The organism is Salinibacterium sp. GXW1014, assembly GCF_044769865.1.
Lineage (GTDB): Bacteria > Actinomycetota > Actinomycetes > Actinomycetales > Microbacteriaceae > Homoserinimonas.
Genome location: NZ_JBIZWA010000002.1, coordinates 529,889 through 554,866, shown reverse-complemented (window position 1 = coordinate 554,866; position 24,978 = coordinate 529,889). Strand labels below are relative to the sequence as shown.

23 protein-coding genes are annotated in these 24,978 nt (G+C 66.0%); 13 read left to right on the top strand and 10 right to left on the bottom strand.

Annotation, left to right across the window (positions count from 1 at the left end; genetic code table 11):
• Window positions 1-4 precede the first annotated feature (4 nt).
• Both nrdR and ACIQK7_RS12395 read left to right on the top strand, forming a co-directional pair.
• Window positions 5-460 (top strand): transcriptional regulator NrdR, encoded by a 456-nt coding sequence (gene nrdR, locus ACIQK7_RS12400; protein WP_325208816.1) that lies wholly within the window; start codon window positions 5-7, stop codon window positions 458-460.
• A gap of 46 nt (window positions 461-506) precedes the next feature.
• The gene (locus ACIQK7_RS12395; protein WP_403025306.1) at window positions 507-1,568 is read left to right on the top strand and encodes a quinone-dependent dihydroorotate dehydrogenase; all 1,062 of its coding nucleotides are present in this window, start codon (window positions 507-509) and stop codon (window positions 1,566-1,568) included.
• Here ACIQK7_RS12395 and ACIQK7_RS12390 read toward each other — a convergent pair.
• Window positions 1,543-2,115 carry a DUF3043 domain-containing protein gene (locus ACIQK7_RS12390; protein WP_403025303.1) on the bottom strand — a complete coding sequence of 191 codons (573 nt, stop codon included), beginning with the start codon at window positions 2,113-2,115 and terminating at the stop codon, window positions 1,543-1,545. The two genes, ACIQK7_RS12395 and ACIQK7_RS12390, sit on opposite strands and share 26 nt — an antisense overlap.
• Before the next feature lie 39 nt (window positions 2,116-2,154).
• Between ACIQK7_RS12390 and ACIQK7_RS12385 the strand changes: the two genes are divergently transcribed.
• The 6 genes from ACIQK7_RS12385 to ACIQK7_RS12360 all read left to right on the top strand — a co-directional run bounded on the left by ACIQK7_RS12385 (window position 2,155) and on the right by ACIQK7_RS12360 (window position 7,773).
• Complete coding sequence (locus ACIQK7_RS12385) at window positions 2,155-3,585, top strand: dipeptidase (protein WP_403025300.1); 1,431 nt, start codon at window positions 2,155-2,157, stop codon at window positions 3,583-3,585.
• 98 nt (window positions 3,586-3,683) lie between these two features.
• Window positions 3,684-4,055, top strand: a complete 372-nt coding sequence (gene erpA, locus ACIQK7_RS12380) for an iron-sulfur cluster insertion protein ErpA (protein WP_370454529.1) — start codon at window positions 3,684-3,686, stop codon at window positions 4,053-4,055.
• A gap of 143 nt (window positions 4,056-4,198) precedes the next feature.
• Complete coding sequence (gene coxB / locus ACIQK7_RS12375) at window positions 4,199-5,095, top strand: cytochrome c oxidase subunit II (protein ID WP_403025297.1); 897 nt, start codon at window positions 4,199-4,201, stop codon at window positions 5,093-5,095.
• Between the two features lie 9 nt (window positions 5,096-5,104).
• Window positions 5,105-6,859 (top strand): cytochrome c oxidase subunit I, encoded by a 1,755-nt coding sequence (gene ctaD, locus ACIQK7_RS12370; protein ID WP_403025295.1) that lies wholly within the window; start codon window positions 5,105-5,107, stop codon window positions 6,857-6,859.
• Between the two features lie 7 nt (window positions 6,860-6,866).
• Window positions 6,867-7,337, top strand: a complete 471-nt coding sequence (locus ACIQK7_RS12365; RefSeq protein WP_403025292.1) for a cytochrome c oxidase subunit 4 — start codon at window positions 6,867-6,869, stop codon at window positions 7,335-7,337.
• Between the two features lies 1 nt (window position 7,338).
• Entirely contained in the window at window positions 7,339-7,773 is a 435-nt protein-coding gene (locus ACIQK7_RS12360) for a GNAT family N-acetyltransferase (RefSeq protein ID WP_403025289.1), read from the top strand.
• A gap of 497 nt (window positions 7,774-8,270) precedes the next feature.
• Here ACIQK7_RS12360 and ACIQK7_RS12355 read toward each other — a convergent pair whose 3' ends face one another.
• The 4 genes from ACIQK7_RS12355 to ACIQK7_RS12340 all read right to left on the bottom strand — a co-directional run bounded on the left by ACIQK7_RS12355 (window position 8,271) and on the right by ACIQK7_RS12340 (window position 12,569).
• Window positions 8,271-9,902, bottom strand: a complete 1,632-nt coding sequence (locus tag ACIQK7_RS12355; RefSeq protein WP_403025286.1) for a cytochrome bc complex cytochrome b subunit — start codon at window positions 9,900-9,902, stop codon at window positions 8,271-8,273.
• Window positions 9,899-10,972, bottom strand: a complete 1,074-nt coding sequence (locus ACIQK7_RS12350) for a Rieske 2Fe-2S domain-containing protein (RefSeq protein WP_403025283.1) — start codon at window positions 10,970-10,972, stop codon at window positions 9,899-9,901. Before ACIQK7_RS12350 ends, ACIQK7_RS12355 begins: the two co-directional genes overlap by 4 nt.
• 61 nt (window positions 10,973-11,033) lie before the next feature.
• Window positions 11,034-11,852 (bottom strand): c-type cytochrome, encoded by an 819-nt coding sequence (locus tag ACIQK7_RS12345; RefSeq protein WP_403025281.1) that lies wholly within the window; start codon window positions 11,850-11,852, stop codon window positions 11,034-11,036.
• A gap of 72 nt (window positions 11,853-11,924) precedes the next feature.
• Window positions 11,925-12,569 carry a heme-copper oxidase subunit III gene (locus tag ACIQK7_RS12340; RefSeq protein WP_403025278.1) on the bottom strand — a complete coding sequence of 215 codons (645 nt, stop codon included), beginning with the start codon at window positions 12,567-12,569 and terminating at the stop codon, window positions 11,925-11,927.
• 71 nt (window positions 12,570-12,640) lie between these two features.
• On the opposite strand from ACIQK7_RS12340, the gene trpD reads away from it, so the two are divergent.
• A complete protein-coding gene (trpD, locus tag ACIQK7_RS12335) occupies window positions 12,641-13,693 on the top strand; it encodes an anthranilate phosphoribosyltransferase (RefSeq protein ID WP_403025275.1) in 1,053 nt (350 codons plus the stop codon).
• A 403-nt stretch (window positions 13,694-14,096) separates the two neighbouring features.
• Here trpD and ACIQK7_RS12330 read toward each other — a convergent pair whose 3' ends face one another.
• Together ACIQK7_RS12330 and ACIQK7_RS12325 are read right to left on the bottom strand one after the other, a co-directional pair.
• A complete protein-coding gene (locus ACIQK7_RS12330; RefSeq protein ID WP_403025272.1) occupies window positions 14,097-16,517 on the bottom strand; it encodes an ATP-binding cassette domain-containing protein in 2,421 nt (806 codons plus the stop codon).
• Between the two features lie 15 nt (window positions 16,518-16,532).
• Entirely contained in the window at window positions 16,533-17,294 is a 762-nt protein-coding gene (locus tag ACIQK7_RS12325) for an SDR family oxidoreductase (protein WP_403025269.1), read from the bottom strand.
• A 162-nt stretch (window positions 17,295-17,456) separates the two neighbouring features.
• On the opposite strand from ACIQK7_RS12325, the gene ACIQK7_RS12320 reads away from it, so the two are divergent.
• From ACIQK7_RS12320 to ACIQK7_RS12305, 4 genes are all read left to right on the top strand, one after another.
• A complete protein-coding gene (locus ACIQK7_RS12320; protein ID WP_403025266.1) occupies window positions 17,457-17,939 on the top strand; it encodes an NfeD family protein in 483 nt (160 codons plus the stop codon).
• A complete protein-coding gene (locus tag ACIQK7_RS12315) occupies window positions 17,936-18,856 on the top strand; it encodes an SPFH domain-containing protein (RefSeq protein WP_403025263.1) in 921 nt (306 codons plus the stop codon). Before ACIQK7_RS12320 ends, ACIQK7_RS12315 begins: the two co-directional genes overlap by 4 nt.
• Window positions 18,849-19,634: a glycerophosphodiester phosphodiesterase family protein gene (locus tag ACIQK7_RS12310; RefSeq protein WP_403025260.1), complete on the top strand. Its 786-nt coding sequence runs from the start codon at window positions 18,849-18,851 to the stop codon at window positions 19,632-19,634. The genes ACIQK7_RS12315 and ACIQK7_RS12310 overlap by 8 nt, the downstream gene beginning before the upstream one ends.
• A gap of 113 nt (window positions 19,635-19,747) precedes the next feature.
• Window positions 19,748-20,113, top strand: a complete 366-nt coding sequence (locus ACIQK7_RS12305; RefSeq protein WP_325208621.1) for an RNA polymerase-binding protein RbpA — start codon at window positions 19,748-19,750, stop codon at window positions 20,111-20,113.
• Window positions 20,114-20,171: 58 nt separating this feature from the next.
• Here ACIQK7_RS12305 and ACIQK7_RS12300 read toward each other — a convergent pair whose 3' ends face one another.
• The 3 genes from ACIQK7_RS12300 to ACIQK7_RS12290 are packed head-to-tail and all read right to left on the bottom strand — an operon-like array spanning window position 20,172 to window position 24,975.
• Window positions 20,172-20,900: a polyprenol monophosphomannose synthase gene (locus ACIQK7_RS12300; RefSeq protein WP_403025257.1), complete on the bottom strand. Its 729-nt coding sequence runs from the start codon at window positions 20,898-20,900 to the stop codon at window positions 20,172-20,174.
• Window positions 20,893-22,542: an apolipoprotein N-acyltransferase gene (lnt, locus tag ACIQK7_RS12295; RefSeq protein ID WP_403025254.1), complete on the bottom strand. Its 1,650-nt coding sequence runs from the start codon at window positions 22,540-22,542 to the stop codon at window positions 20,893-20,895. Before lnt ends, ACIQK7_RS12300 begins: the two co-directional genes overlap by 8 nt.
• Before the next feature lie 3 nt (window positions 22,543-22,545).
• Window positions 22,546-24,975, bottom strand: a complete 2,430-nt coding sequence (locus ACIQK7_RS12290; RefSeq protein ID WP_403025705.1) for a DEAD/DEAH box helicase — start codon at window positions 24,973-24,975, stop codon at window positions 22,546-22,548.
• Between the last annotated feature and the right edge of the window lie 3 nt (window positions 24,976-24,978).

Genomic DNA, 24,978 nt, shown 5'->3' with positions numbered 1-24,978 from the left:
CACCATGTTCTGCCCTTTCTGTCGCCACCCCGATTCCCGAGTCATCGATTCCCGCACGAGCGACGACGGCCTCTCGATCCGTCGCCGTCGGCAGTGCCCCGAGTGCGGGCGCCGCTTCAGCACGACTGAGACGGCGAGCCTGAGCGTGGTCAAGCGCAACGGGGTGCTCGAGCCCTTCAGCCGCGAGAAGGTCGTCGCGGGTGTTCGCAAGGCATGCCAGGGCCGCCCCGTGACCGACACCGATCTCGCGCTCCTGGCGCAGCGCGTCGAAGAGGCGATCCGAGCGACGGGCGCGTCCCAGATCGAGGCCAACGACATCGGGCTCGCGATCCTTCCTCCGCTCCGGGAGCTCGACGAGGTTGCGTACCTGCGTTTCGCCAGCGTCTACCAGGCGTTCGAGTCGCTCGACGACTTCGAGTCCGCGATCGGCCAGCTCCGCTCCGAACACGAGTCCGAGTAGGGCCGAGCGAGACGGCGGTGGTTCCTGCCGCTAGTGTTGCCGTGGCATGTATCGCTTCCTCTTCACCGTATTCCTGAGACGCCTCGATCCCGAGACCGCACACGGTCTCGCCTTCCGCGTCATCCGCCTGCTTCCCTACGTGGGGCTCGGTGCGCTCGCCCGTGCCTACTCGCGCCCGGATCCCGTGCTCTCAGTCGAGGCTCTCGGCCTCCAGTTCGCCTCACCCTTCGGGCTCGCCGCCGGCTTCGACAAGGAGGCTCTCGCCATCCGTGGACTGGGTCAACTCGGTTTCGGCCACGTCGAGGTGGGCACCCTCACGGCGCAGCCGCAACCGGGAAATGAGAAGCCCCGCATGTTCCGCCTCGTTGGCGACCGAGCACTCGTCAACCGCATGGGCTTCAACAACCATGGGGCCGCGGATGCCGCTCCTCGCCTCGCCCGCGAACGCCGCCGTCGCGGCCGCCCCGTGATCGGCGTGAACATCGGCAAGAGCCGCGTGGTCGACGTCGACGATGCGATCGATGACTACCTGACGAGCACGCGCCTGCTTGCCCCCGTGAGCGACTACCTCGTGGTGAACGTCAGTTCCCCCAACACTCCAGGGCTCCGCGGCCTGCAGGAGCTCGATCGGCTCGAGCCGCTCCTGGCGGCCGTGCGGGACGAGGCATCCGGCACTCCCGTCCTGGTGAAGATCGCCCCGGATCTCTCCGACGACGAGATCGATCGCATCGCGTCCCTCGTGACGAGGCTCGGCCTGCCGGGCGTCATCGCGACCAACACGACGATCGCCCGCACAGGCCTCAAGGCGAGTGCTTCGGAGATCGAGAGCATCGGGGCAGGCGGCCTGTCGGGTGCACCACTCAAGGCGCGCTCGCTCGAGGTGCTCGCGCGGCTGCGTGCAGTGTTGCCCGCTGATGCCTGCATCATCTCGGTCGGGGGCGTCGAGTCGGCGAGGGATGTCGCGGCACGCCTGCGCGCCGGAGCAACCCTCGTGCAGGGCTATACGGCGTTCATCTATGAGGGCCCGCTGTGGGCCGCCCACATCAACCGCGTGCTCGCTCGCATGGCGAACGACGGCACGCTCAGGCGGGGTACTGCCCCCGCTTGACCTGCGGCTTCGGCAGACGCATGGGGCGCATCTGCAGGCAGCGCATGGCGGTGTACCAGCGCACCTTCTCGACCTTGTCCTCGCCGAACTTCGCCTTCAGGCGTTTGGTGACGACGAGTCCCGCGATGACGCAGTCGAGGACGGCGAGGATGAAGAATCCCCACAGCACGGCCATGCTGACGATTGCGATCATGGGGTCGGGGATGATCGTGAGCACGATCACGAGGAGCATGACGGGGATCATGAGCTCGCCGACGCTGAAGCGCGCGTCCACGTAGTCACGCACGTAGCGGCGCTGCGGGCCCTTGTCGCGCTGCGGAAGGTATCGCTCCTCGCCGTTGGCCATGCCGATGCGCGCACGTTCCCGCGCTTCGTTGTACTTCGCCCGCGCCTCGCGGTTCGCCGCCTTGCGGTCGTTCGAGACGAGGGGCCGCAGGTTCGCTGCCTCTCGCTCCTTGCGCGTGGGGGTGGGGCGCCCCTTGCCCGTGGTCGTGCCCTGCTCGTCTGCTTCGACGGCGGGCTGTGATTCTGGTGCGGGCTTGGCCATGGGAGTTCCTTGCGTTGGGGACTGCTTAAGATTACCTGCATGACCTCGGACTCCAATCAGAACGTCCCGACGCGGCAGCAGTTGAGGGAGGCGCTCGGCACTGCAGTGCAGTCGGGCTTCCCGGCGGCGGTCGCTGACCTGTCGCGCCTTGTGCGCATCCCCTCCGTGTCGTGGTCGGCCTTCGACCCGCAGCACGTCGAGGAGAGCGCGAGCGCGGTGGCGGCACTACTGGAGGGGCTCGGCGTCTTCGACTCGGTCGTCGTCTCCCGCGCTCCGGTCGGCGAGGGTGGTGCCGACGGGATGCCCGCGGTGCTCGCCACCCGTGCGGCACGCAACGGGCGTCCGACCGTCCTTCTTTACGCTCACCATGACGTGCAGCCTCCAGGGGATGAGGGGGAGTGGGACTCACCTCCCTTCGAGCCGACCCTTCGCGGTGAACGTCTCTACGGCCGGGGTTCCGCGGATGACAAGGCTGGCGTCATGGCCCACGTCGCCGCGATCCGTGCACTGCAGGAGACGCTGGGCGACGACTTCGATCTTGGCATCAGCGTCTTCATCGAGGGGGAGGAGGAGGCGGGCTCGCCGTCCTTCGCCTCATTCCTGCGCCAGCACCGTGAGGAGCTTGCCTCGGACGTCATCGTCGTCGCCGACTCCGACAACTGGGACACGGAGACCCCGTCGCTCACCGTCTCGCTTCGCGGCAATGTCGCGTTCGCGCTCGAGGTGCGAACGCTCGCCCACGCATCCCACTCTGGCTTGTTCGGCGGCGCCGTGCCCGACGCGATGATGGCGCTCGTGCGCATCCTTGCCTCCTTCCATGACGAAGACGGCTCGGTCGCGATCGACGGCCTGCGGTCGGCCTCCTTCGAGACCCCCGCGGATGACGAACAGCGACTCCGAGACGAGGCTGGGCTCCTCGACGGAGTGACGCCGGTGGGTCGCGGCAGCATCTACTCGCGGGTCTGGGCGCAGCCGGCCATCACGGTCACGGGCATCGACGCGCCTTCCGTCGGGCGCGCATCGAACACGCTCCTGCCCACCGCGAGGGCGAAGGTCAGCGTCAGGGTGGCCCCGGGGCAAGACGCGGAGGAGGCATACGCCCTCATCCGCCGACACATCGAGGCGCACACCCCCTTCGGTGCCCACGTCTCGTTTGCCAATCCCGAGCTCGGCGACCCCTTCCTCGTCGACACGGAGGGCTGGGCCGTGCAGGAGGCGCGGGATGCGATGGCGTCCGCCTGGGGCAAGGATGCCGTCCTTGCCGGCATCGGTGGCTCGATCCCCTTCATCGCAGACCTCGTGGGCGAGTTCCCGCAGGCGCAGATCCTCGTGACGGGCGTCGAGGACCCGCACACGCGCGCGCACAGCCCCAATGAGTCGCTCCACCTCGGCGTGTTCCGCAAGGCGATCCTGACGGAAGCCGTGCTCCTCACGCAGCTCAACGAACGTGAGGGCTTCGATGCGTCGTGACGTCGCCCGCTGGGAATGATTTCCCATCACGCACGCTTACACTGGAAATGCCCCTCATGGGGCCATGAATGTGAGGAGACGGCATGACTGACACCGCGATGAGCGTGGGAACGCTCAATGACCAGCAGGCCGCTGACGCCCCGGAGCACGGTGTGCTCCTGACCGACGCGGCGGCCGCGAAGGTTCGTTCGCTCTATGAGCAGGAGGGGCGCGACGACCTTCGTCTTCGCGTCGCCGTACAGCCGGGCGGATGCTCTGGGCTCATCTACCAGCTCTACTTCGACGAGCGCCTCCTCGATGGCGACGCCACGGTCGACTTCGACGGCGTCGAGGTCGTGGTCGACAAGATGAGCGTGCCCTATCTCGAGGGCGCAACGATCGATTTTGAGGACACGATCCAGAAGCAGGGCTTCACGATCGACAACCCCAACGCTGGCAGCAGCTGCGCGTGCGGGGATTCCTTCAGCTGAGTTTTTGTGGCGGTTGCCAAAGAAGGGGAAGTCGCGACGCGACTTCCCCTTCTTTCGTCTCGCGGACGGCCATTCGGGTTCGGCAGCGCGTCTCAGGAGCGATAGGCTGGTTGCTGTCAATAGACTGAGTTCCATCCAGTCCCGTGTCATCCGAGAGGTCACAGGTGCGCTCTAACCGCCGTCTTCGATGGGCTGCCGTCCCCCTGGCAGCATCACTTGTCGTCGTCCTAGCCGGATGTACGCAGGCCCAGCTCCGTGGCTACCTGCCGGGTGATCCCGGCATCACCAACCACACCGACCGCATCGCGGGACTGTGGACCACCTCGTGGATGGTGCTGCTTGTCGTCGGCGTCATCACGTGGGGTCTCGTGCTCTGGGTCGCGACGGTCTACCGCCGCCGCAAGGGCCAGACCGGCCTGCCCGTGCAGCTTCGATACAACATGCCGATCGAGATCCTCTACACGGTCGTGCCGCTCATCCTCGTCATGGGCTTCTTCGCCTTCACCGCGCGCGACCAAGCAGCGATCGAAGAGCCGATCGAAGACCCCGACGTGCAGATCGAGGTCTATGCCAAGCGCTGGGCCTGGGACTTCAACTACCTCAACGAGGGCCCCGGCGGCGAGGGCGTGCACTACCAGGGCATCCAGGCGCAGGAGACCGAAGAGTCGCCCTACATCGACTACGACCAGCTTCCCGTGCTCTACCTCCCCGTCGACAAGACGGTTGAGATCGCGCTTGAGAGCCGCGACGTCATCCACTCTTTCTGGGTCGTCGACTTCCTCTACAAGAAGGACACGGTCCCCGGCAAGAGCAACTACATGTACTTCACCCCGCAGGAAGAGGGCGAATACATCGGCAAGTGCGCCGAGCTCTGTGGCGAGTACCACGCACTCATGCTCTTCAAGGTGAAGGTCGTCTCCGAGGCGGAGTACGACGCATACATCCAGAGCCTCGTCGACGCTGGCAACACCGGCACCCGCGGCCCCGAGTACAACACGAACAGCAACCTGCCGGGCACCGAGCCCGTGCGCTCAAAGTAAGGCGAGATCATGAGCACCACTACTGAGAGTCGTCCGGAGGCCGCCCCCACGGCCGGCACCGCGACCATCGGTCACACGATGTCGCCGAGTGCCCGTCGCAAGGGCAACGTTCTCGTCAACTGGATCACCTCGACGGACCACAAGACGATCGGGTACATGTACCTCATCAGCTCGTTCGTCTACTTCTGCATCGGCGGCGTGATGGCACTCATCATCCGCGCGCAGCTGTTCGCCCCCGGTCTGGACCTGCTCCAGACCAAGGAGCAGTACAACCAGCTGTTCACGATGCACGGCACGATCATGCTGCTCATGTTTGCGACGCCGCTCTTCGCAGGCTTCGCGAACGTGCTGATGCCCCTCCAGATCGGTGCACCGGATGTCGCGTTCCCGCGTCTCAACGCCTTCGCCTACTGGGCCTACAGCTTCGGTAGCCTCATGGCGGTCGCCGGTTTCCTCACGCCGCAGGGCGCCGCGTCCTTCGGATGGTTCGCCTACACGCCGCTGTCGACCACGACATTCACCCCGGGCGTCGGCGGTCACCTCTGGGTTGTCGGCCTCGCAATCTCCGGTTTCGGAACCATCCTCGGTGCCGTCAACTTCATCACGACCATCATCACGATGCGTGCCCCCGGCATGACGATGTGGCGCATGCCCATCTTCACGTGGAACACGCTCGTCACCTCGATCCTCGTGCTGATGGCCTTCCCCGTGCTCGCGGCGGCCATGTTCGGCCTCGCGATCGACCGCATCTTCGGCGGCCACGTCTACAACGTCGACGCCGGGGGAGCGATCCTGTGGCAGCACCTCTTCTGGTTCTTCGGCCACCCCGAGGTCTACATCATCGCGCTGCCGTTCTTCGGCATCGTGTCCGAGGTCTTCCCGGTGTTCAGCCGCAAGCCGATCTTCGGCTACAAGACCCTTGTATACGCGACGATCGCGATCGCGGCCCTTTCTGTCACGGTGTGGGCGCACCACATGTATGTGACAGGATCCGTGCTGCTCCCATTCTTCGCCCTCATGACGATGTTGATCGCGGTGCCCACCGGTGTGAAGATCTTCAACTGGATCGGCACGATGTGGCGGGGTTCCGTCACCTTCGAGACGCCCATGCTCTGGGCCATCGGCTTCATCGTCACGTTCACCTTCGGTGGCCTGACGGGCGTCATCCTGGCGTCGCCGCCGCTCGACTTCCACGTCTCCGACACGTACTTCGTGGTCGCCCACTTCCACTACGTGGTCTTCGGCACGGTCGTGTTCGCGATGTTCAGTGGCTTCTACTTCTGGTGGCCCAAGTGGACCGGCAAGATGCTCAACGAGAAGCTCGGCAAGATCCACTTCTGGCTCCTCTTCATCGGCTTCCACATGACCTTCCTCATCCAGCACTGGCTGGGCGTCGTCGGCATGCCGCGTCGATACGCGGTCTATCAGCCTGAAGACGGCTACACCTGGATGAACCAGTTGTCCACGGTGGGTGCCATGGTCCTCGGCATCTCGATGATCCCCTTCCTGTTCAACGTGTACATCACGGCGCGCAAGGCACCGAAGGTGACGGTGGACGACCCGTGGGGCTACGGACGTTCGCTCGAGTGGGCCACCTCGTGCCCGCCGCCGCGCCACAACTTCACCTCGATCCCTCGGATTCGTTCCGAGTCTCCGGCGTTCGACCTCCACCACCCGGAGGCCGGCATCCCAGTGGGCATCGGCCCTGCCAAGGACGCTCCGGATGCTCCCGTGTATGACAGCGCTGACGAGAAGGTGAAGTAGACAGAACATGAAGGTCAACGCAGTAATCTTCTGGGTCCTCGCGGTCTTCTTCGCGCTTGTCGCGGCGCTCTACACCGGTTGGTCGTGGATGGTCTCGAACCAGCAGCTCGAGCAGTACGCGCAGCGTGTGGGGCCGGGTGGCATCACCGCTGGGCACCCTGAGTGGGCCGGCACGGTGGCGCTCTGGCTCTGCGCCGTGCTCGCGGGCTTCCTCGCCTTCTATGTCGGCAAGTCGTACAAGTCGCAGGGCGGTGAGCTGCCCGAGGATCGCCTCGACGCAAACATCGACGACGGTGACCCTGAACTCGGACACTTCAGCCCCTGGAGCTGGTGGCCCATCGTTCTTGCCGGTTCGGCCTCGCTGCTGCTGCTCGGCTTCGCCGTGGGTATCTGGATCACCTTCATCGGTGCGGCGCTTACGGTCATCGCAGTTGTCGGTTGGACGTATGAGTACTACCGCGGCAACTTCAAGCACTGACATGGAGATACGCAAAGCGTCGTCGGCGGATGTCGACGGCGTTTTTGCGTTGGTTGAGCAGCTCTCCGATACCTATGAAGTCGATCGGGCATCGTTCGACGCAGCATACGCCGACGCCTTGAAGGACCCGGACCACAGCGTGCTTCTTGTCGCTGAGGTCGACGGGCGCGTGGCGGGATATGCGCTCATGATCGTTTCAAGGTTGCTCTATACGCGGGTGGACTCGGCACAAATCCAGGAACTCATCGTGGACGAGGCGCTCCGCGGCCAGGGGATCGGTAGCCGACTTGTGGCAGCCGTGGAGGACATCTGCATCCAGCGCGGTCTGAACCAGCTGACGGTCGCCAGCAGTCGTACGCCCGCGTTCTACGATCGGCTCGACTACCGGTCCACCGCAGACTTCCTGAAGAAGGTCTTCTTCTCACACAGGGACTGATCGCGCGGTGCTCGCTGCGCCTCGCATCCTGAGTGTCGCTACGCCACGCGCAGGGGCCTCGTGAGGGCCGGGTCGCACGCAGGCGAGCTGCTGGGTGAGCGACCCCGACCCATGCAGGGCTGCTGTCCCGCGCACGTGCGCTGGTCGCTCAAAGGCAGCTGTGCGTCGTCGCGACGCACGTAACGCCTCGTCTCGACCCCCACTGCGCGTGCGATGGCGGCGCGATCCGCCGGCGAGGCCGAGGGGACAGGGCCGCTGACGTTCCCGCCTCCCTTTGCGATCTGTTCCAGTGTCCACGGGGGAGCGCAGCGGTCGGCGGCTCATGGCCTGGCCCGACGTGCGCCCTGCAGATCCGATGTTCAGAAGGCGTCATAGGCGCCCGCTGTAGCCACACTGCCGGCCGCTCTCTGCCGGCACGACTACGAAAGTCAATGCAATGCGGAAGGGCCCCGCAGCCGAAGCTGCGGGGCCCTTCCGATCAAGCGCCTTGTGGAGGACTAGTGGTGCCCACCCTGCTCGAGTTCACCCTTGGTCGCGGGCGAGACGCGGTCCTCGAAGAACCAGCGCGACATGCTCGCGCGGAGGCGCATGCCGGCCGTGATCCTACCCTTGTCGTTGGGGCGCAGCATGAGGGGCTTGTAGTCCTCGTAGCTGACCAGACGCCACCGCTCGTACTCGGAGAGGGGCTGGTGAACCTCGACGTACTCGCCACCAGGGAGGCGGACGATGCGGCCCGACTCGTAACCGTGCAGCGCGATCTCGCGGTCCTTCTTCTGCAGCGCGAGGCAGACGCGCTTGGTGACGAAGTAGGCGATGATCGGCCCCAGGATGAGGAGCGCCTGCAGCGCATGGATCACGCCCTCGATCGTGAGGCGGAAGTGCGTCGCCATGAGGTCGGAGCTCGCGGCAGCCCACATCACGGCGTAGAACGTGACTCCGGCGGCACCGATGGCCGTGCGGGTGGGCGCGTTGCGCGGACGCTCAGCGATGTGGTGCTCGCGCTTGTCACCCGTGACCCACGCTTCGATGAAGGGGTAGATCGCGACGATCACGATGAAGAGACCGAGCACCGCGACGGGCACGAGGATGTTCAGCGAGAACGTCCAACCCCACAGTACGAACTCCCAGCCCGGCGGCACGAGACGGAGCGCGCCATCCGCGAAACCGATGTACCAGTCAGGCTGCGTACCAGCCGAGACGGGGGAGGGGTCGTACGGTCCGTAGTTCCAGATCGGGTTGATCTGGAAGAGCGAGGCGATCAGCACCAGGATGCCGAAGACGACGAAGAAGAAGCCGCCGGCCTTGGCAGCGAACACCGGCATGACCGGGACACCGACGACGTTGTCGTTGGTGCGGCCAGGGCCAGCGAACTGCGTGTGCTTGTTGATGATCATGAGCAAGAGGTGCACGCCGAGCGCCGCGATCAGGATGGCGGGCAGCAGCATGATGTGCAGCACGAAGAGCCTCGGCACGATCTCGACGCCGGGGAACTCGCCTCCGAAGAGGAGGTACGAGATCCACGTGCCGACGATCGGGAAGCCCTTGAGCATTCCGTCGATGATGCGGAGTCCGTTGCCCGAGAGCAGGTCGTCGGGGAGCGAGTAGCCCGTGAAGCCCTCGGCCATCGCGAGGATGAACAGCGCGAAGCCGATCACCCAGTTGATCTCGCGCGGCTTGCGGAATGCACCCGTGAAGAACACGCGCAGCATGTGTAGGCCGATCGATGCGACGAAGAGGAGCGCGGCCCAGTGGTGGACCTGGCGCATGAGCAGGCCACCGCGGATGTCGAAGGAGATGTCGAGCGTCGAGGCCATCGCCGCCGACATCTCGATGCCCTTGAGCGGCGCATACGAGCCGTTGTAGGTGACGTGCGACATCGACGGGTCGAAGAAGAACGTCAGGAAGGTACCCGAGAGGAGGATGACGACGAAGCTGTACATCGCCACTTCGCCGAGCATGAACGACCAGTGGTCGGGGAAGATCTTGCGACCCAGCTCCTTGACGAGACCAGAGATACTGGTGCGCTCATCGATGTAGTTGGCTGCCGCGTTCGTGAAGCGCATGCCCTTGCCGACGGGCTTCTCGGTCACCGTCGTCGAGGCGGCTGCGGGTGTGGTGGTGGTTGTCATGCGGAACGCTCCCAGAAGCTAGGACCAACGGGCTCATGGAAGTCGCTCTGGGCCACCAGGTAGCCCTCTGCGTCCACGGCGATCGGAAGCTGGGGGAGCGGCCTCTTCGCCGGTCCGAAGATGACCTCACAGTGGTTGGCCACGTCGAACTCCGACTGGTGGCAGGGGCACAGAAGGTGGTGTGTGTGCTGCTCGTAGAGGGCCACGGGGCATCCGACGTGCGTGCAGATCTTGGAATACGCGACGATGCCGTCGTACGACCAGCCCTTGCGGTCATCCGCCTCGTTGAGTGCTGACGGGTCGAGGCGCATCAGCAGGACTGCGGCCTTGGCCTTCTCGTCGAGCGGGTGGTCTGCCTCTTCAAGCCCCTCAGGGATGACGTGGAAGACGGAGCCGATCGTGACATCCGAGGCCTTGATGGGGGCGCCGGAGGGGTCGAGGGCGAGACGAGTGCCCTTGTCCCACATCGTCTGCTTGAACAGCGCGACCGGGTCTTTGGCGGGAGCGAGGTCGCGGAACATGACGATCGCGGGCAGCGGGAACACTGCGAGGGCCCCGATGAGGCTGTTGCGGATCAGCTTGCGACGCGTGAAGCCGGACTCTTCGTTGCCGAGCGTGAAGATTCGTGCCGCAGCGGCGCGGGTCTGCTCAGTGCCGCGCGTGGGGTGGCGCATCTCCACGTGCTCGTGGCTGCTCATGAGGTGCTTGGCCCAGTAGATCGCACCGATGCCGAGGGGGATCAGTGCGAGCGTGATGCCGAGGCCCAGGAAGAGCGTGTTGAGTCGGACGGACAGCATGTCGCCCGGGACGATCGGGAACACGATGTACGCGACGATCGCGAAGATGCTGCCGATGATCGAGAGGATGAAGAGCATGCCGACCGTGCGTGACGCGCGGCGCTCCTTCGCGGGGTCGAGGTCAGTGACGCGCGGCTCGTGCGGAGGAAGCCCCGGGTTGCTGAACGCGTCTGAGGCGACGACGGCCGTGCCTGACGAAACCGGAACGGCTCCGTGATTCTCGACAGCCGAGCCGGCAGCGGCGGATGACTCGCCGTTGTCCTGCTTTGCCATTCTCTTCCCTTCGATTGGCACGCTGTGTGGTGCGGTGTGACTGTGACGGTGGGTTCGGTGCTTAGTGGGCGCGTGCGGCGATCCACACGGTCACGCCGACTACGGCTCCGAGACCGAAGATCCAGATGAAGAGGCCCTCAGAAACAGGGCCGAGGTTCCCGAGGCCGATTCCGCCGACGCTCGGGCTCTCCTCCATGAACTTGAGGTAGGCGACGATGTCTGACTTGTCTTCGGGGGAGAGGTTCAGGTCGTTGAACACGGGCATGTTCTGCGGACCCGTGACCATCGCCTCGTAGATGTGCTTCGCCTCGACGCCCATGAGGCTTGGAGCCCACTTGCCCTCGGTCAGGGCTCCACCCGAGCCAGCGACGTTGTGGCACATGGCGCAGTTGATGCGGAACAGTTCGCCACCGTTGGCGAGGTCGGCCTCGCCCTCGAAGAGCGACTCGTCGGGCACCTCCGGCCCAGGCGCGAGCGATGCGACGTACGCCGCAAGCGCTTCAATCTGCTCGTCGGTGAACTGCACGGGCTTCTGCTCCGCCTGCGGTCCCTGGGCTGCCATGGGCATGCGGCCCGTGCCGACCTGGAAGTCGACGGCGGCTGCGCCGACACCGTGGAGGCTCACACCTTCAGCGGTTCCCTCAGCGTTGAAGCCGTGGCAGCTCGCGCAGTTGGCGTCGAAGAGGGCCTTGCCCTCGTCGACCAGCTGCTGGTGCACGATCGCGGTGTTGGCCGTCTCGGCGGTCGCAGTCGACGTGAAGAGCGCGTAGGCGCCACCGGTCGTGACGAGGCCCGCGAGGATCAGTGCGACGCTCGCGAGAGGGTGGCGACGTCCTGCTCGCTTGCCACGACGATCCGTTGTGGTCGAGTCAATTCCCATGGTGCTGTGGTCTTCCCGTTCTTCGAGTTGCGGTTGCGATGACGAGGCGGCCGTGACGTGGCGCCGTCGCGACTATTGGAGGACGTAGATGACCAGGAAGAGCCCGATCCACACCACGTCGACGAAGTGCCAGTAGTACGAGACGACGATGGCGCTCGTCGCCTCCTTGTGGCCGAACCGAGTGACGCTGTAGGCGCGGCCGATGATGAGGAGGAATGCGATGAGGCCACCCAAGACGTGAAGGCCGTGGAAGCCGGTCGTGATGTAGAAGGCGGAGCCGTAGGCGTGGGATCCGATGCCGATGAACTCGCTGACGAGCATGGCGTACTCGAAGACCTGGCCCGTCACGAACATCGCACCCATGATGAAGGTGGCCCAGAACCACTCGATCATGCCCCATTTGCCGATCTGCAGGAGGCTGCCGGTGCGTCTCGGCTGCAGTCGCTCGGCTGCGAAGACGCCGAACTGCGCCGTGAACGAGGATGCCACGAGGATGATCGTGATCGTCAGCGCGAAGGGAACGTTCAGGATGGCGGTCTCTGACGCCCACAGTTCGGGCGACGTGCCGCGAAGCGTGAAGTAGATGGCGAAGAGCCCAGCGAAGAACATCACCTCGCTGCCGAGCCACACGATCGTGCCGACCGCGACGACGTTGGGCCTGTTGACGACAGGCGCTCCAGGGCTGGGGGAGATTGAGGTGCTGGTCACGCCTCCCATTATGGCCGAAATTCTGGAGGAGGGTTGTCATCGGCCCGAGTGTGCCGCATACCCGTCGTTAGGATTTGACCATGTTCTCGACAACGACTTGGCCAGATCTGCTCACAACGCTGCTGGAAGGCGAGGATCTCAGCATCAGTCAGGCGTCGTGGGCCATGCGTCAGGTCATGGACGGCGAAGCGAGTCCAGCTCAACTCGCCGCATTTCTCGTGGCGCTTCGGGCCAAGGGGGAGTCCGTCGCCGAGATCGTCGGCTTCCGCGACGCCGTGCTCGAGAACGCGCTCGAACTTTCCGTCGATCCGATGGTGCTCGACATCGTCGGCACCGGGGGAGACCGCTACGGAACCGTCAACGTGTCGACGATGGCGAGCGTCGTGTGTGCGGCATCCGGAGCTCGCGTTCTGAAGCACGGAAACCGGGCGGTGAGCTCCAAGTCGGGGGCGTCGGATGTGCTCACCGAGTTGGGGATCGATCTCGACTTGTCGCCCGAGCGCGTTGCCGGGGTGCTGGAGGAGACGGGGATCGCGTTCGCGTTCGCGTCGAAGTTCCATCCCGGGTTCGGGCACGCGTCGCTCGTGCGCAAGGAACTCGGTGTGCCGACCGTCTTCAATTTCTTGGGGCCGCTGTGCAATCCCGCCCGGCCTGAGGCATCCGCTGTCGGCGTCGCGAACCTGGATGTCGTGCCGCTCTTCGTGGGCGTGTTCCGCACGAGGGGAGCGACCGCACTCGTGTTCCGCGGCGACGACGGTCTCGATGAGCTGACGACGACCGGTCACAGCCACATCTGGGAGGTCTCCCGCGGTGACGTGCACGAGCATGACCTCGATCCGCGTGACCTTGGCATTCCCACCGCGAACATCGCGGATCTCATCGGCGGTGATGGGGCGCAGAATGCGGCCATCGCGCGTGCGATGCTCGCGGGGGAGGAGGGGCCCGTCCGCGACATCGTGCTGCTCAATGCAGCGGCGGGGCTCGTCGCCTGGGACCTCGCGCAGGATGCCTCGCAGTCACAGGTGCCGATCCTTGAGCGCTTCCGCAGCCGGATGGTGAGTGCCGCCGAGGCAGTCGATTCCGGCGCGGCCATCGCGAAGCTCGACCAGTGGGTCGGGGCTACGCGGGCCTGAGCTTCGGCGCCAAGGGAACCGCTCGGACTTGGATGTCTAGCGAAACACCGTGCCCGGGCGTACCGTGGCGCCATGGACCAGAACAGGGCTGGTGCAGGCCAGCAACACGGACGGACGACGCTTGCCGACTGGTTGGGGCGGCACGAGCCCGGCCCGGGGGATGACCGGCCGGTCGAGGAGCGCGATCTCACGGACCGACGCTTCGGAGCGTGGCGCTGCTCGGTGTGTGGGCGCCAGCTTGCGGAGCACATCGTGGATCACACTGGTGAACACACTGTGTTCGAATGTCCCGTCTCAATGGATGACGGCGAGCCTTTGGTCGGGGAGGACCGGCTCAACGAGACGGGACAGACACGACGCTAGGTTCTGCGGGCGAGATTCTCTCTTCTTGACATAATGTGCATTATCGGCGCTCAACCTCGCCGACGTACTTGGCCAGGTGCTCCGCCGTCAGCGTTGAGCCGTCTGCGATGAGCTGCTCTGGCGTTCCCTGGAAGATGACCGCGCCGCCGTCGTGGCCGGCACCCGGTCCGATGTCGATGATCCAATCCGCGTGCGCCATGACCGCCTGGTGATGCTCGATGACGATGACGGACTTTCCTGAGTCGACCAGACGGTCCAGAAGGCGCAGCAGGTTTTCGACGTCGGCTAGGTGCAGGCCGGAGGTCGGCTCGTCCAGGATGTAGACGTCGGCTTTCTCGCCCATCTGGATCGCGAGCTTGATGCGCTGGCGTTCGCCGCCTGACAGCGTCGACAGTGGCTGGCCGAGCTTCAGATAGCCGAGCCCGACGTCATCCAGGCGGCTCAGGATTGTCGCAGCGGCTGGAATCTTCGCCTCGCCCGATGAGAAGAACTCACGTGCTGCTGCGACGGACAGGTCGTAGACCTCAGTGATGTCGAGTCCACCGAGCTTGTATTCGAGCACGGCGGCCTGGAACCGACGCCCGCCACAGTCCTCACAGGGAGTCTCGACAGTGTCCATGAAGCCGAGCTCGGTGATGATGACGCCGGCGCCCTTGCAGGTGGGGCACGCTCCCTCGGAGTTCGCGCTGAAGAGCGCAGGCTTGACCCCGTTTGCCTTCGCGAAGGCCTTGCGGATCGGCTCGAGCATGCCCGTGTAGGTCGCGGGATTGCTGCGGCGCGAGCCCTTGATCGCGCCCTGATCCATCGCCGCGACGCCGTCGCGTGGCGCGACGTAGCCGTGGATGAGCGAGCTCTTGCCCGACCCGGCGACACCGGTGACGACCGTGAGCACGCCCGTGGGGATGTCGACATCGACATCCTGCAGGTTGTTGCGCGTCGCGCCCCTGACCTGGATCGCTCCCGAGGATGCGCGCACCTCAGGCTTGAGCTGGGCCCGGTATCCGAGGTGGCGACCGGTCAGGGTGTCACTTTGCTTGAGCTCGTCGACGGTGCCCTCGAAGCAGATCGCGCCACCCTCTCCCCCGGCGCGCGGCCCCAGGTCGACGACGTGGTCGGCGATCGTGATCGTCTCGGGCTTGTGCTCGACGACGAGCACCGTGTTGCCCTTGTCGCGCAGTCGCAGCAGGAGCGAGTTCATTCGCTCGATGTCGTGTGGGTGCAGGCCGATTGTCGGCTCATCGAAGACATAGGTGATGTCGGTCAGCGATGAGCCCAGGTGCCGGAGCATCTTGATGCGCTGCGCCTCTCCCCCGCTCAGCGTGCCGGAGGGCCGGTCGAGGCTGAGGTATCCGAGACCCAGGGTGACGAACGCCTCGAGGTTCGCTCGCAGCGCGTCGAGGAGCGGCCCGGCACCCGGCTTGTCGAGACTTTGGACCCACGTGTTGAGGTCCGTCACCTGCATGCGGCAGGCATCCGCGATGCTGATCCCGTCGATCTTGGATGACCGCGCACCCTCCGTGAGGCGCGATCCCTCACACTCGGGGCACGTCGTGAAGGTCGCAACCCGCTCGACGAACGCGCGGATGTGCGGCTGGAGCGCATCGAGGTCTTTCGACAGCATCGACTTCGTGATCTTGGGGATGAGTCCCTCGTAGGTCATGTTGATGCCGGAGATCTTGACCTTGGTCACCTCGCCATAGAGGAAGGTGTGGCGCTGCTTCTCGGTGAAGTCCGCGATCGGCTTGTCTGCGGGATAGAGGCCGGACTCCGAGAAGCCCTTGACCATCCACCCGTCGGCCGTGTACCCCGGCACCATGATGGCACCCTCGTTGAGGGACTTCGATTCGTCGACGACCTGCGCCAAGTCGATGTCGGATACCGCGCCTCGCCCCTCGCAGCGCGGGCACATGCCGCCGAGGTAGATCGCATCCTTCACGATCTTCTTCTCGCCCTTGGGGCCGGTCATGACGCCGCTGGCCTTCTGGGTGGGGATGTTGAAGGAGAACGCCGTCGGCCCGCCGATGTACGGCTCCCCCAGCCGACTGAACAGGATGCGCAGCATCGCGTTCGCGTCGGTCACGGTGCCGACCGTCGAACGAGGGTTGGCTCCAAGCCGCTCCTGGTCGACGATGATGGCGGTCGTCAAGCCTTCGAGGACGTCGACATCCGGCCTCGGCACGGAGGGCATGAAGCCCTGCACGAATGCGCTGTAGGTCTCGTCGATCATCCGACGCGACTCTGCCGCGATCGTGTCGAAGACGAGAGAGCTCTTGCCGGAGCCGGAGACGCCCGTGAACACCGTGAGACGGCGCTTGGGGATCTCGACGCTGACGTCTTTGAGATTGTTCTCGCGTGCGCCGCGAACTCGAATCACATCATGGGTGTCGGCGACGTGCTCGGCGGCTGAGACCTCTGTGTCTTGGTTTTCCACGAATGCGATGCTGTCACGAACGACAGACATCGCACCAGAGCGAAGTCAGCCCGTGAAGTCGCTCAGGTCGCCGACATAGCGCGTGTTGTCGTCGGGCACGGGGTCGATCGCCGCCGACGCGACCTCAGCCGCGAACTCGTTGACGTTGTAGAGCTTGCCGGCCGCTTCCTTGCGAGCACTGATCGCGCCCGGGTTGGCACGCTCGAGCAGGGTCGCCGTGATGGTGCCCTCGATCATGTCGCCCGAGACGACGACGAAGCCGATGTTCCGCTCCTCCAGCTGCGGGATCATCGCGCGAAGGGCATCCTCACCCGCACGCTTGCTCAGTGCCACCTGCTCGTACTCCGGCATGGTGGGCACGGTCTTGATGAAGTGGGCCTGGTGGCTCGTGACGAAGACGACGCGTGCGCCCTCATCGAGCACCTCGAGGGCCGCCTCGAGCAGCTGCACCTGCGCGTCGCGGTTGAGGCGCATGGCGTAGTCCTCCGCCATGCCGGACTCCATGCCGCCGGAGGCGTTCATGACCAAGATGTCGAGGCCACCGAACTCCTCGCGGATGCGGTCGAACATGCCCGCGACGGAGGCAGGGTCGGTGAGGTCAGCGCCGATCGCGATGGCCTCTCCCCCGGCCGCCTGGATCTTGTCGACCAGCTGGAGGGCCCGCTTCTCTTTGTTGCGGAAGTTGACCACGACGCGCGCGCCGGCTTCGGCGAGCATCGTCACGGTGTCAGCTCCGATGCCACGGGACGAGCCCGTGACGAGGGCACGCTTGCCCGTGAGGGATCCGGCTGCAAGGGGGTTGGTCACGAGTGGCTCCTCGGTCGGCGGGGGTGGCGCGATCGCCCCCACGACAATAGCAACTGTCACGCTGGCAGCTCTCGGCGAGACCCCCGCTGTGGCATCCCGCGGGCGGCCATGCCGGGTGGTAGTTTCGGTACACCGACCCGACCCCGCGAGGAGCCGAAGCCCATGGACGTACTGTTCGTCGACCTGACCCAGTACATCTGGATTGTCTGGCTCGTGTTCATCCTGATCGCGGTCATCATCGAGCTCATCACGCTCGAGTTCACCTTCCTGATGATTGCCGCAGGCAGCCTCGGTGGCCTCGGCGCAAACCTCCTGGGCGCCCCCTGGTGGGTGCAGATTGCAGTCGCCGCCATCCTGTCGGTGCTCCTGATCCTGTTGATTCGCCCCGTGCTGCTTCGTCGACTCCGGCGTGGTGAGGACACGACCCCGAGCAACATCGATGCACTCATGGGCATGGACGGTCGTGTCGTGATCGCGATCGGCGATTCCCCCGGGCAGGTCAAGCTCGCCAACGGTGAGGTGTGGACCAGCCGCCTCTCCCCCCTGACCGAACACCGTGTCGTCGCGGAAGGCGAGCGGGTTGTCGTCACCGCTATCGAGGGGTCGACGGCCGTCGTCGTTCCCGTTGAGAGGAACCAAGGATGAACACCTTCACTGACTCCGTCGGGCAGCTCTTCGTCGCCGCCCTCCTCGTCGTACTGGGCGTCTTTGTCGTCGTCGTGTTGTTCCGGTCGATCCGGATCGTGCCGCAGGCGACGGCGGGCATCGTGGAGCGTCTCGGGCGCTACCACAAGACGCTGCAGCCGGGCCTGAACATCCTCGTGCCGTTCATCGACCGCATGCGGCCCTTGATCGACATGCGCGAGCAGGTCGTGTCGTTCCCGCCCCAGCCGGTCATCACGGAGGACAACCTCGTCGTCTCGATCGACACGGTCGTCTACTTCCAAGTGACGGATGCCCGTGCCGCGACCTACGAGATCGCGAACTACCTCGGCGCAGTCGAGCAGCTGACGACCACGACGCTCCGCAACGTGGTCGGTGGCCTCAACCTCGAGGAGGCGCTGACGAGCCGCGACAACATCAACGGCCAGCTTCGGATCGTGCTCGACGAGGCCACCGGCAAGTGGGGCATCCGCGTCGGACGTGTCGAGCTCAAGGCGATCGACCCGCCCCTCTCGATCCAGGACTCGATGGAGAAGCAGATGCGCGCCGAGCGCGACCGCCGCGCGCAGATCCTGACGGCTGAGGGAACCAAGCAGGCGGCGATCCTCGAGGCCGAGGGTGCGCGCCAGGCGGCGATCCTGACGGCTGAGGGTGAGGCCAAGGCGGCGGTGCTGCGCGCCCAGGGTGAATCGGAGGCGATCACGACGGTCTTCAAGGCGATCCATGAGGGGAACCCTGACGGGCCCCTCCTCGCCTACCAGTACCTGCAGACGCTGCCGAAGATCGCGGAGGGTGAGGCCAGCAAGCTGTGGATCATCCCGTCTGAGCTGACCGAGTCGCTCAAGGGCATCGCGGCCGGCTTCACGGGTGGTCGGGCCGCGAGTGGGTCGGGTGCCTGACGGCGCTCCGTCGTTCTTCGAGTCGCCCCTTCCACGGGTCATCGCCCACCGGGGCCTCGCGATCGACGCGCCGGAGAACACGCTCCTTGCATTCCTGAAGGCCCTCAGCGCGGGCGCAACGCACATCGAGACCGACGTGCACGCCTCCGCTGACGGCGTCGCGGTCATCAGCCACGACGCAGACCTCAAGCGCCTTGTTCAGCGTGACGTGCGCGTCGAGCAACTGACGATGGCCGAGCTGCGGCGCGTCGACCTGGGCGAGGGGCAGGCATTCTGCAGCCTCGCCGAGGCCCTCGATGCCTTCCCGACGGCATGCTTCAACGTCGACATCAAGGCTGCCGCCGCCGTCGATCCCGTCGTCGCGGCGGTGCGGGACGCCAGGGCCGAGCGCCGCGTGCTGGTGGCATCTTTCGACGAGGGGCGCCGTCTGGCGGCGACATCGCAACTGGAGGGGGTCGCGACATCCGCGTCATCGAAGTCGGTGGCAGCCGCACTCCTGGCGGTGCGCATGAGGAGCGGCCGGATGCTCGCCCGCGCGCTCTCGGGAGTGCATGCCGTGCAGGTGCCGGAGCGCTATGGAACCGTGCGGGTCGTCACGCGCCGCTTCGTGGAGATGGTGCACGCCGTCGGCGTCGAGGTGCACGTGTGGACCGTCAACGAGCCGGACGACATGGAGCGCCTCGTCGAGATGGGCGTCGACGGGATCGTGACCGACCGTGCAGACCTGGCAGTTGAGCGACTGAAGCCCGGAGATAAGGGAAGAGCCACCCGTAAGTAGCCTGTGAAGCCTGCCGACCTCGCCGCTCAGGGAATGAATCTCCCAGCTTGACGGTTTATAACTTGAGCAACGCGACGGTTTATAACTTGAGCAACGCGAGGAGGGACCACACAATGGCGGATCGCAGTTTGCGCGGCATGAGGCTCGGATCCCAGAGTCTTCAGAGTGAAGAGGGCGTTACGTTCTCCGCGCGCAAGAAGAGTACATATCGTTCGGCGGACGGCTCGACCTTTGAGGTCACGTTCGCGGCAGACGCCGAGGTTCCCGCAGTGTGGGAATCGCCGAAGACGGGCGTCGAGGGCCGATTGGTGGCCGAGGACGGCGAACTCGTCGAACAGGAGCGGGGCGATGAGAAGGTCGCTCGCACCCACTGGGACATGCTTCTGGAGCGGCGCACCCGTGCAGAGCTCGAAGAGCTGCTGCAGGAGCGCCTCAACTATCTGCGCGCCCGCAAGGGTCAGCAGAAGATCGGCGCTTAGACGCCGTCACACACGTCGAAGGCCCGCGGGGTTCCGCGGGCCTTCTGCATGTGCGCCCTCACCGTCGGCGTGCTCCCCGGCCGAGACGGTGCTGGAGCCCCCAGCCGGTGACCCGGATGAGCGCCTCGGCGACGATTCCGATGTGCATCTTGGAGCGTCCGACCGTGCGCTCCCGGAACAGGATCGGATGCTCGGTGACCGTGCATCCGGCGTGCTCGAGCCGCCACGCCATCTCGACCTGGAAGCAGTAGCCCTGCGACGAGACGCGTTCGAGGTCGAGCATCCGTAGCGCGTTCGCTCGGTAGACCCTGAAGCCGGCGGTCAGGTCGAAGATGGCGGAGCCGAGCGCGGCGCGCGCGTAACGATTGCCGAGCCTCGAGACCGCGAGTCGGTGGCGTGGCCAGTCGTGCACGCCTCCCCCGGCGACCCAGCGCGAGCCGATCACGAGGTCTGCCGTCTCAGCTGCGCGCAGCATGGCGGGAAGTTCGGCCGGGTCATGCGAGCCGTCGGCATCGATCTCGACAACCCGCTCATAGCCGTGATCGAGCGCATACTCGAAGCCTGCACGATAGGCCGCGCCGAGCCCCTGCTTCTCGGGACGGTGCAGCACTGCCACCCGCGCGTCCTCGGCAGCGATTGAGTCGACGATCGCGCCCGTGCCGTCGGGCGAGGCGTCATCGAGCACGAGCACGTGGGCATCCGGAACCGCCGCGTGGATGCGCTGGATGATGGCACGGATGCTCGCCGCCTCGTTGTAGGTCGGCACGAGTACGACGGTCTCAGGCATCGCGACCATCGTGGTCGCCGCCGCTCCCCGAGGTGCCGCCGCGCGCCCGTCGCAGCGCGACGAATCCCAGCATCGCGACGCCCAGTAGGCCGATACCTGAGACGGTCCACTCGATCACGCGCCCGATGCTCGCGGCCGGGGTCACGGTCGTGCTCAGCGGCACCTGTTCGACCATCGCACCGGGCTCGAAGGTGGGCAGGTCCGAGATCGTGCTGCCGTCGGGCGCGATGATTGCGCTCATGCCGACGGTGGAGATGTTGACGACCGACCGGCCGTACTCGATGGCCCGGAGCCTCGCGATTGCGAGCTGCTGCTCGCTCTCCGCGCTCTGGCCGAAGTCGGCGTTGTTCGTGGGGGCGAGGATGATCTCCGCTCCCCCGTCGATCATCTCGTGGAGCAGCTCGTCGTCAACGATGTCGAAACAGATGGCGACTCCCGCCGCGAGGGACTCGCCGTCGGAAAGCGCGATGTCGAGCACGTTGGGGCGCTCCCCGAAGGAGTAGTCGCGCGGGATCAGGTCGAAGAGATCGGGGGCGAGCGGGTACCAGAAGTCCCGGTCAGGCAGGTATTCCGCGAAGGGCACGGGGTGGATCTTGTCGTACTGGTCGACGAAGCCCTCCCCCGCCTGCCAGAGCAGCATGCTGTTGAAGGTCTCGTCTTCCGGGCCGTCGGTGATCGTGCCCGCGAGGAGGGGCGCATCCATCTCCTCGCTCACGAAGTCGAGGACGCCCGCCGCCTGGGGGTAGCGCAGCGGGTTGAGGTCGGCGGCGTTCTCGGGCCACACGACGAGGTCGACCTCTTCACCGAGGATCGGCACGGTCGCCTGCAGGTGATCGTCGAGGATCGCGCCGCGCTCGCGCTGCGACCAGAGGCCGGCATCCGCGTTTCCCTGCACCGCCGCGACCCGCACCTCGCCCGTGGTCTCGACCGGCCAGGCGGGCACCATGAGCGCGATGAGCGTGAGCGATATGGTCGGCGCGATGCGGATGACGCGAAGCAGGAGCCTTCCCCGCCCGAGCATGATGATCACCGCTTGGAGGAGCATCGCCGCGATCAGGGCGAGCACGAAGCTCAATCCCGCGGCGCCAACCCACGCGACGAGGTCACGGAACGGGCCCTCTGATTGCGAGAACGAGAGTCGACCCCACGAGAAACCGCCATAGGGCCACACGCTGACGATGCCCTCCCGCGCGGTCCACAGTCCTGCCAGGACGACGGGGAGGCCGAGGAGTTGCCACGCTGGCGTATTGGAGAAGCGGGCACCCCAGCGCCACGCAAGCGAGATGACGACGGCGGCGACGGCGAAGAACAGCGTCTCGACTCCCGCGAGGGCGAGCCACGGCACCGGGCCGAGGTAGGTCGTGAGCCAGATGATGTGCGTTCCGTAGAAGGAAAAGCCCCCAGCGAGCCCCACGACGAAGGCAGACCAGACACGGGCACCGCGAACCGACCAGAAGAGCAGTGCGGTTGCCGGGATCGCGAGGGGCCACCAGCCGAGCGGCGGGAAGGCGCCCGCGAGCATGAGGCCGCCCGCGATGGCCCCCAGGAGGTGCCACAGTGGCCGCAGGCGGAGTCGCGCGTTGGCACGGCCCACGGATGGTTCGGGGCCCGCCGGAACGGGCCGCTCTGTCACTGCCACCACGCGTCAGCCCACACTCGAGTAGGCGACGATGCCGCGCCGGATGGCATCGAGTGCCTTGCGGGCGGTTGGACCGACGGGTGCATCTGCGACGAGGGAGAGCTGGTCAAGCAGGTCGATCGTCTGCTTCGTCATGCGCACGAAGTCGCCCGCCGCGAGCTCGGCATCGCGCAGCACGCTGTCGAGCGATGCGCCCTGCGCCCAGCGGTACATGGGCGCGGAAAGCCCCGTCGCGACGGGGTTGGAGCCGGGCAAGCGGTGGGCGGTCTCGAGATCATCGAGCTGCGCCCACAGCGTCGTCGTGTTGTCGAGCGCCGCGCGGAACGGGCCCTTCGGAAGGTTCCAGTCGGCACCCTGCTCGTCACGCCGGGGTTCGTACACGAGCGCAGCCGCCATCGCAGCCATCCCGGGGGCGTCGAGCGAATCCCAGAGCCCGCGGCGGATGCACTCGGCGACGAGCAGGTCACGTTCACCGTAGATGCGACGCAGGATGCGACCGCCCTCCCCCACGACGACGGCACCGTGGTCGTTCCGCGTGAGGTACCCGAGTTCGAGCAGCACCTCGGTCACGCGGTCGAAGACCTTCGCGACGGCTCCCGTGCGGGTTGTGACCTGCCGGCGCAGGTCATCCGTCTGCTTCTTGAGCTTCGACCAACGCTCGGCCCAGCGCGCGTGCGCCTCGCGGTCGCTGCAGCTGTGGCACGGATGCTGCTTCATGCGTCGACGGAGCGCGTTCAGCTGCTTCTGCCGGCGTTCCTTCTCGCCACGGATGCCGTGGTCGCTTCGAATGACGCGCCGCTCGAGATCCGTGAGCTCGCGACGGATGTTCCAGTACTCGCCGAAGTCGCCGAGGTGGCACTCCATCGCCTTGGCATAGCCCTCGAGCGATTCCTCCTGCGTGCGAACCTTGCGTGCCATCGAGACGACGGAGCGGTCGGCCTGGAACTGCGCGAATGACGACTCAAGGATGTCGCGGGTGCGTTCGCGCCCGAACTGCTCGATGAGGTTGACGGCCATGTTGTAGGTCGGCGAGAAGCTCGAGTTCAGCGGGTACGTGCGGCGCGAGGCGAGGGATGCGACCGATTGCGGGTCGAGGCCGCCCTGCCACTGGATGACCGAGTGGCCTTCGACGTCGATGCCGCGTCGACCGGCACGGCCGGTCAGCTGCGTGTACTCGCCCGGCGTGATGGGCACGCGAGCCTCGCCATTGAACTTCTCGAGCTTCTCCAGCACGACGGTGCGGGCGGGCATATTGATGCCGAGTGCGAGCGTCTCGGTCGCGAAGACGGCCTTCACGAGTTTCTTCTGGAAGAGCTCCTCCACGACCTCCTTGAAGGCGGGCAGCATTCCGGCGTGGTGGGCGGCGACGCCCCGCTGGAGTCCGTCGAGCCACTGCCAGTAGCCGAGCACGGCGAGGTCGGCATCCGGGATCGCGCGGCAGCGCTCCTCTACAATCTCGCGGATCTCGTCGCGCTCCGTGGCATCCGTGAGTCGCACGCCCGCCCGCAGCACCTGCGTGACGGCCTGGTCGCATCCGTTGCGGCTGAAGATGAAGAAGATCGCGGGGAGGAGGTGCTTCGACCCCAGGAGGTCGACCACCTGTGCGCGGTCGAGCCTGCCCTCCTCGAAGTGGCGGGCGTGATAGCGGTTGCGGTCGCGGCCGCGCGCACGACCCCGCTCGGGCGGGCGGCTGCTGCCGCGGCCCCCGACCGAGGTGAGCTGGAGGAGCTCGGGGTTCACGCGGTTGGTGGCCGCCTGGCCCGAGGAGTCGAAGAGATCGAGCAGCTTGCCGCGCACGAGCACGTGCTGGTCGAGGGGCACGGGGCGCTCCTCCGAGACGATGACGGCGGTGTCGCCGCGCACGGTCTGCAGCCAGTCGCCGAACTCCTCGGCGTTGGAGACCGTCGCGCTCAGGGAGACCAGTCGCACCGCCTGCGGGAGGTGGATGATGACCTCCTCCCAGACGGCGCCGCGGAAGCGGTCGGCGAGGTAGTGGACCTCATCCATGACGACGAAGGACAGGTTGCGCAGGAGGTCGGAATCCGCGTAGAGCATGTTGCGGAGCACCTCGGTCGTCATGACGACGATGCGGGCACTCGAATTGATGTTGGTGTCACCCGTGAGGAGTCCCACCTCTGAGGCACCGTATTCGGCGACGAACTCCTGGAACTTCTGGTTGCTCAGCGCCTTCATGGGCGCCGTGTAGAAGACCTTGTCGTTGGCGCGCTTCATCGCGAGGTAGACGGCGAATTCAGCGACGATCGTCTTGCCCGCGCCCGTCGGCGCCGCGACGAGCACGCTGTCGTCAGACTCGAGGGCGGCGCAGGCCTCCATCTGGAAGGGATCGAGATCGAACGACAGTCCCGCCCGAAACTCCTCCAGGATGGGGGAACCCTGCCGGAGCCGGGACGCGGCATAGCGTTCAGCGGGAGACATGTT

Bases quoted from the DNA above. Each gene is read 5' to 3' on its own strand.
- nrdR (WP_325208816.1), top strand. From the start codon at position 5: ATGTTCTGCCCTTTCTGTCGCCACCCCGATTCCCGAGTCATCGATTCC.
- ACIQK7_RS12395 (WP_403025306.1), top strand. From the start codon at position 507: ATGTATCGCTTCCTCTTCACCGTATTCCTGAGACGCCTCGATCCCGAG.
- ACIQK7_RS12390 (WP_403025303.1), bottom strand. From the start codon at position 2,115: ATGGCCAAGCCCGCACCAGAATCACAGCCCGCCGTCGAAGCAGACGAG.
- ACIQK7_RS12385 (WP_403025300.1), top strand. From the start codon at position 2,155: ATGACCTCGGACTCCAATCAGAACGTCCCGACGCGGCAGCAGTTGAGG.
- erpA (WP_370454529.1), top strand. From the start codon at position 3,684: ATGAGCGTGGGAACGCTCAATGACCAGCAGGCCGCTGACGCCCCGGAG.
- ctaD (WP_403025295.1), top strand. From the start codon at position 5,105: ATGAGCACCACTACTGAGAGTCGTCCGGAGGCCGCCCCCACGGCCGGC.
- ACIQK7_RS12365 (WP_403025292.1), top strand. From the start codon at position 6,867: ATGAAGGTCAACGCAGTAATCTTCTGGGTCCTCGCGGTCTTCTTCGCG.
- ACIQK7_RS12360 (WP_403025289.1), top strand. From the start codon at position 7,339: ATGGAGATACGCAAAGCGTCGTCGGCGGATGTCGACGGCGTTTTTGCG.
- ACIQK7_RS12355 (WP_403025286.1), bottom strand. From the start codon at position 9,902: ATGACAACCACCACCACACCCGCAGCCGCCTCGACGACGGTGACCGAG.
- ACIQK7_RS12350 (WP_403025283.1), bottom strand. From the start codon at position 10,972: ATGGCAAAGCAGGACAACGGCGAGTCATCCGCCGCTGCCGGCTCGGCT.
- ACIQK7_RS12345 (WP_403025281.1), bottom strand. From the start codon at position 11,852: ATGGGAATTGACTCGACCACAACGGATCGTCGTGGCAAGCGAGCAGGA.
- ACIQK7_RS12340 (WP_403025278.1), bottom strand. From the start codon at position 12,569: ATGGGAGGCGTGACCAGCACCTCAATCTCCCCCAGCCCTGGAGCGCCT.
- trpD (WP_403025275.1), top strand. From the start codon at position 12,641: ATGTTCTCGACAACGACTTGGCCAGATCTGCTCACAACGCTGCTGGAA.
- ACIQK7_RS12330 (WP_403025272.1), bottom strand. From the start codon at position 16,517: ATGTCTGTCGTTCGTGACAGCATCGCATTCGTGGAAAACCAAGACACA.
- ACIQK7_RS12320 (WP_403025266.1), top strand. From the start codon at position 17,457: ATGGACGTACTGTTCGTCGACCTGACCCAGTACATCTGGATTGTCTGG.
- ACIQK7_RS12315 (WP_403025263.1), top strand. From the start codon at position 17,936: ATGAACACCTTCACTGACTCCGTCGGGCAGCTCTTCGTCGCCGCCCTC.
- ACIQK7_RS12305 (WP_325208621.1), top strand. From the start codon at position 19,748: ATGGCGGATCGCAGTTTGCGCGGCATGAGGCTCGGATCCCAGAGTCTT.
- ACIQK7_RS12300 (WP_403025257.1), bottom strand. From the start codon at position 20,900: ATGCCTGAGACCGTCGTACTCGTGCCGACCTACAACGAGGCGGCGAGC.
- ACIQK7_RS12290 (WP_403025705.1), bottom strand. From the start codon at position 24,975: ATGTCTCCCGCTGAACGCTATGCCGCGTCCCGGCTCCGGCAGGGTTCC.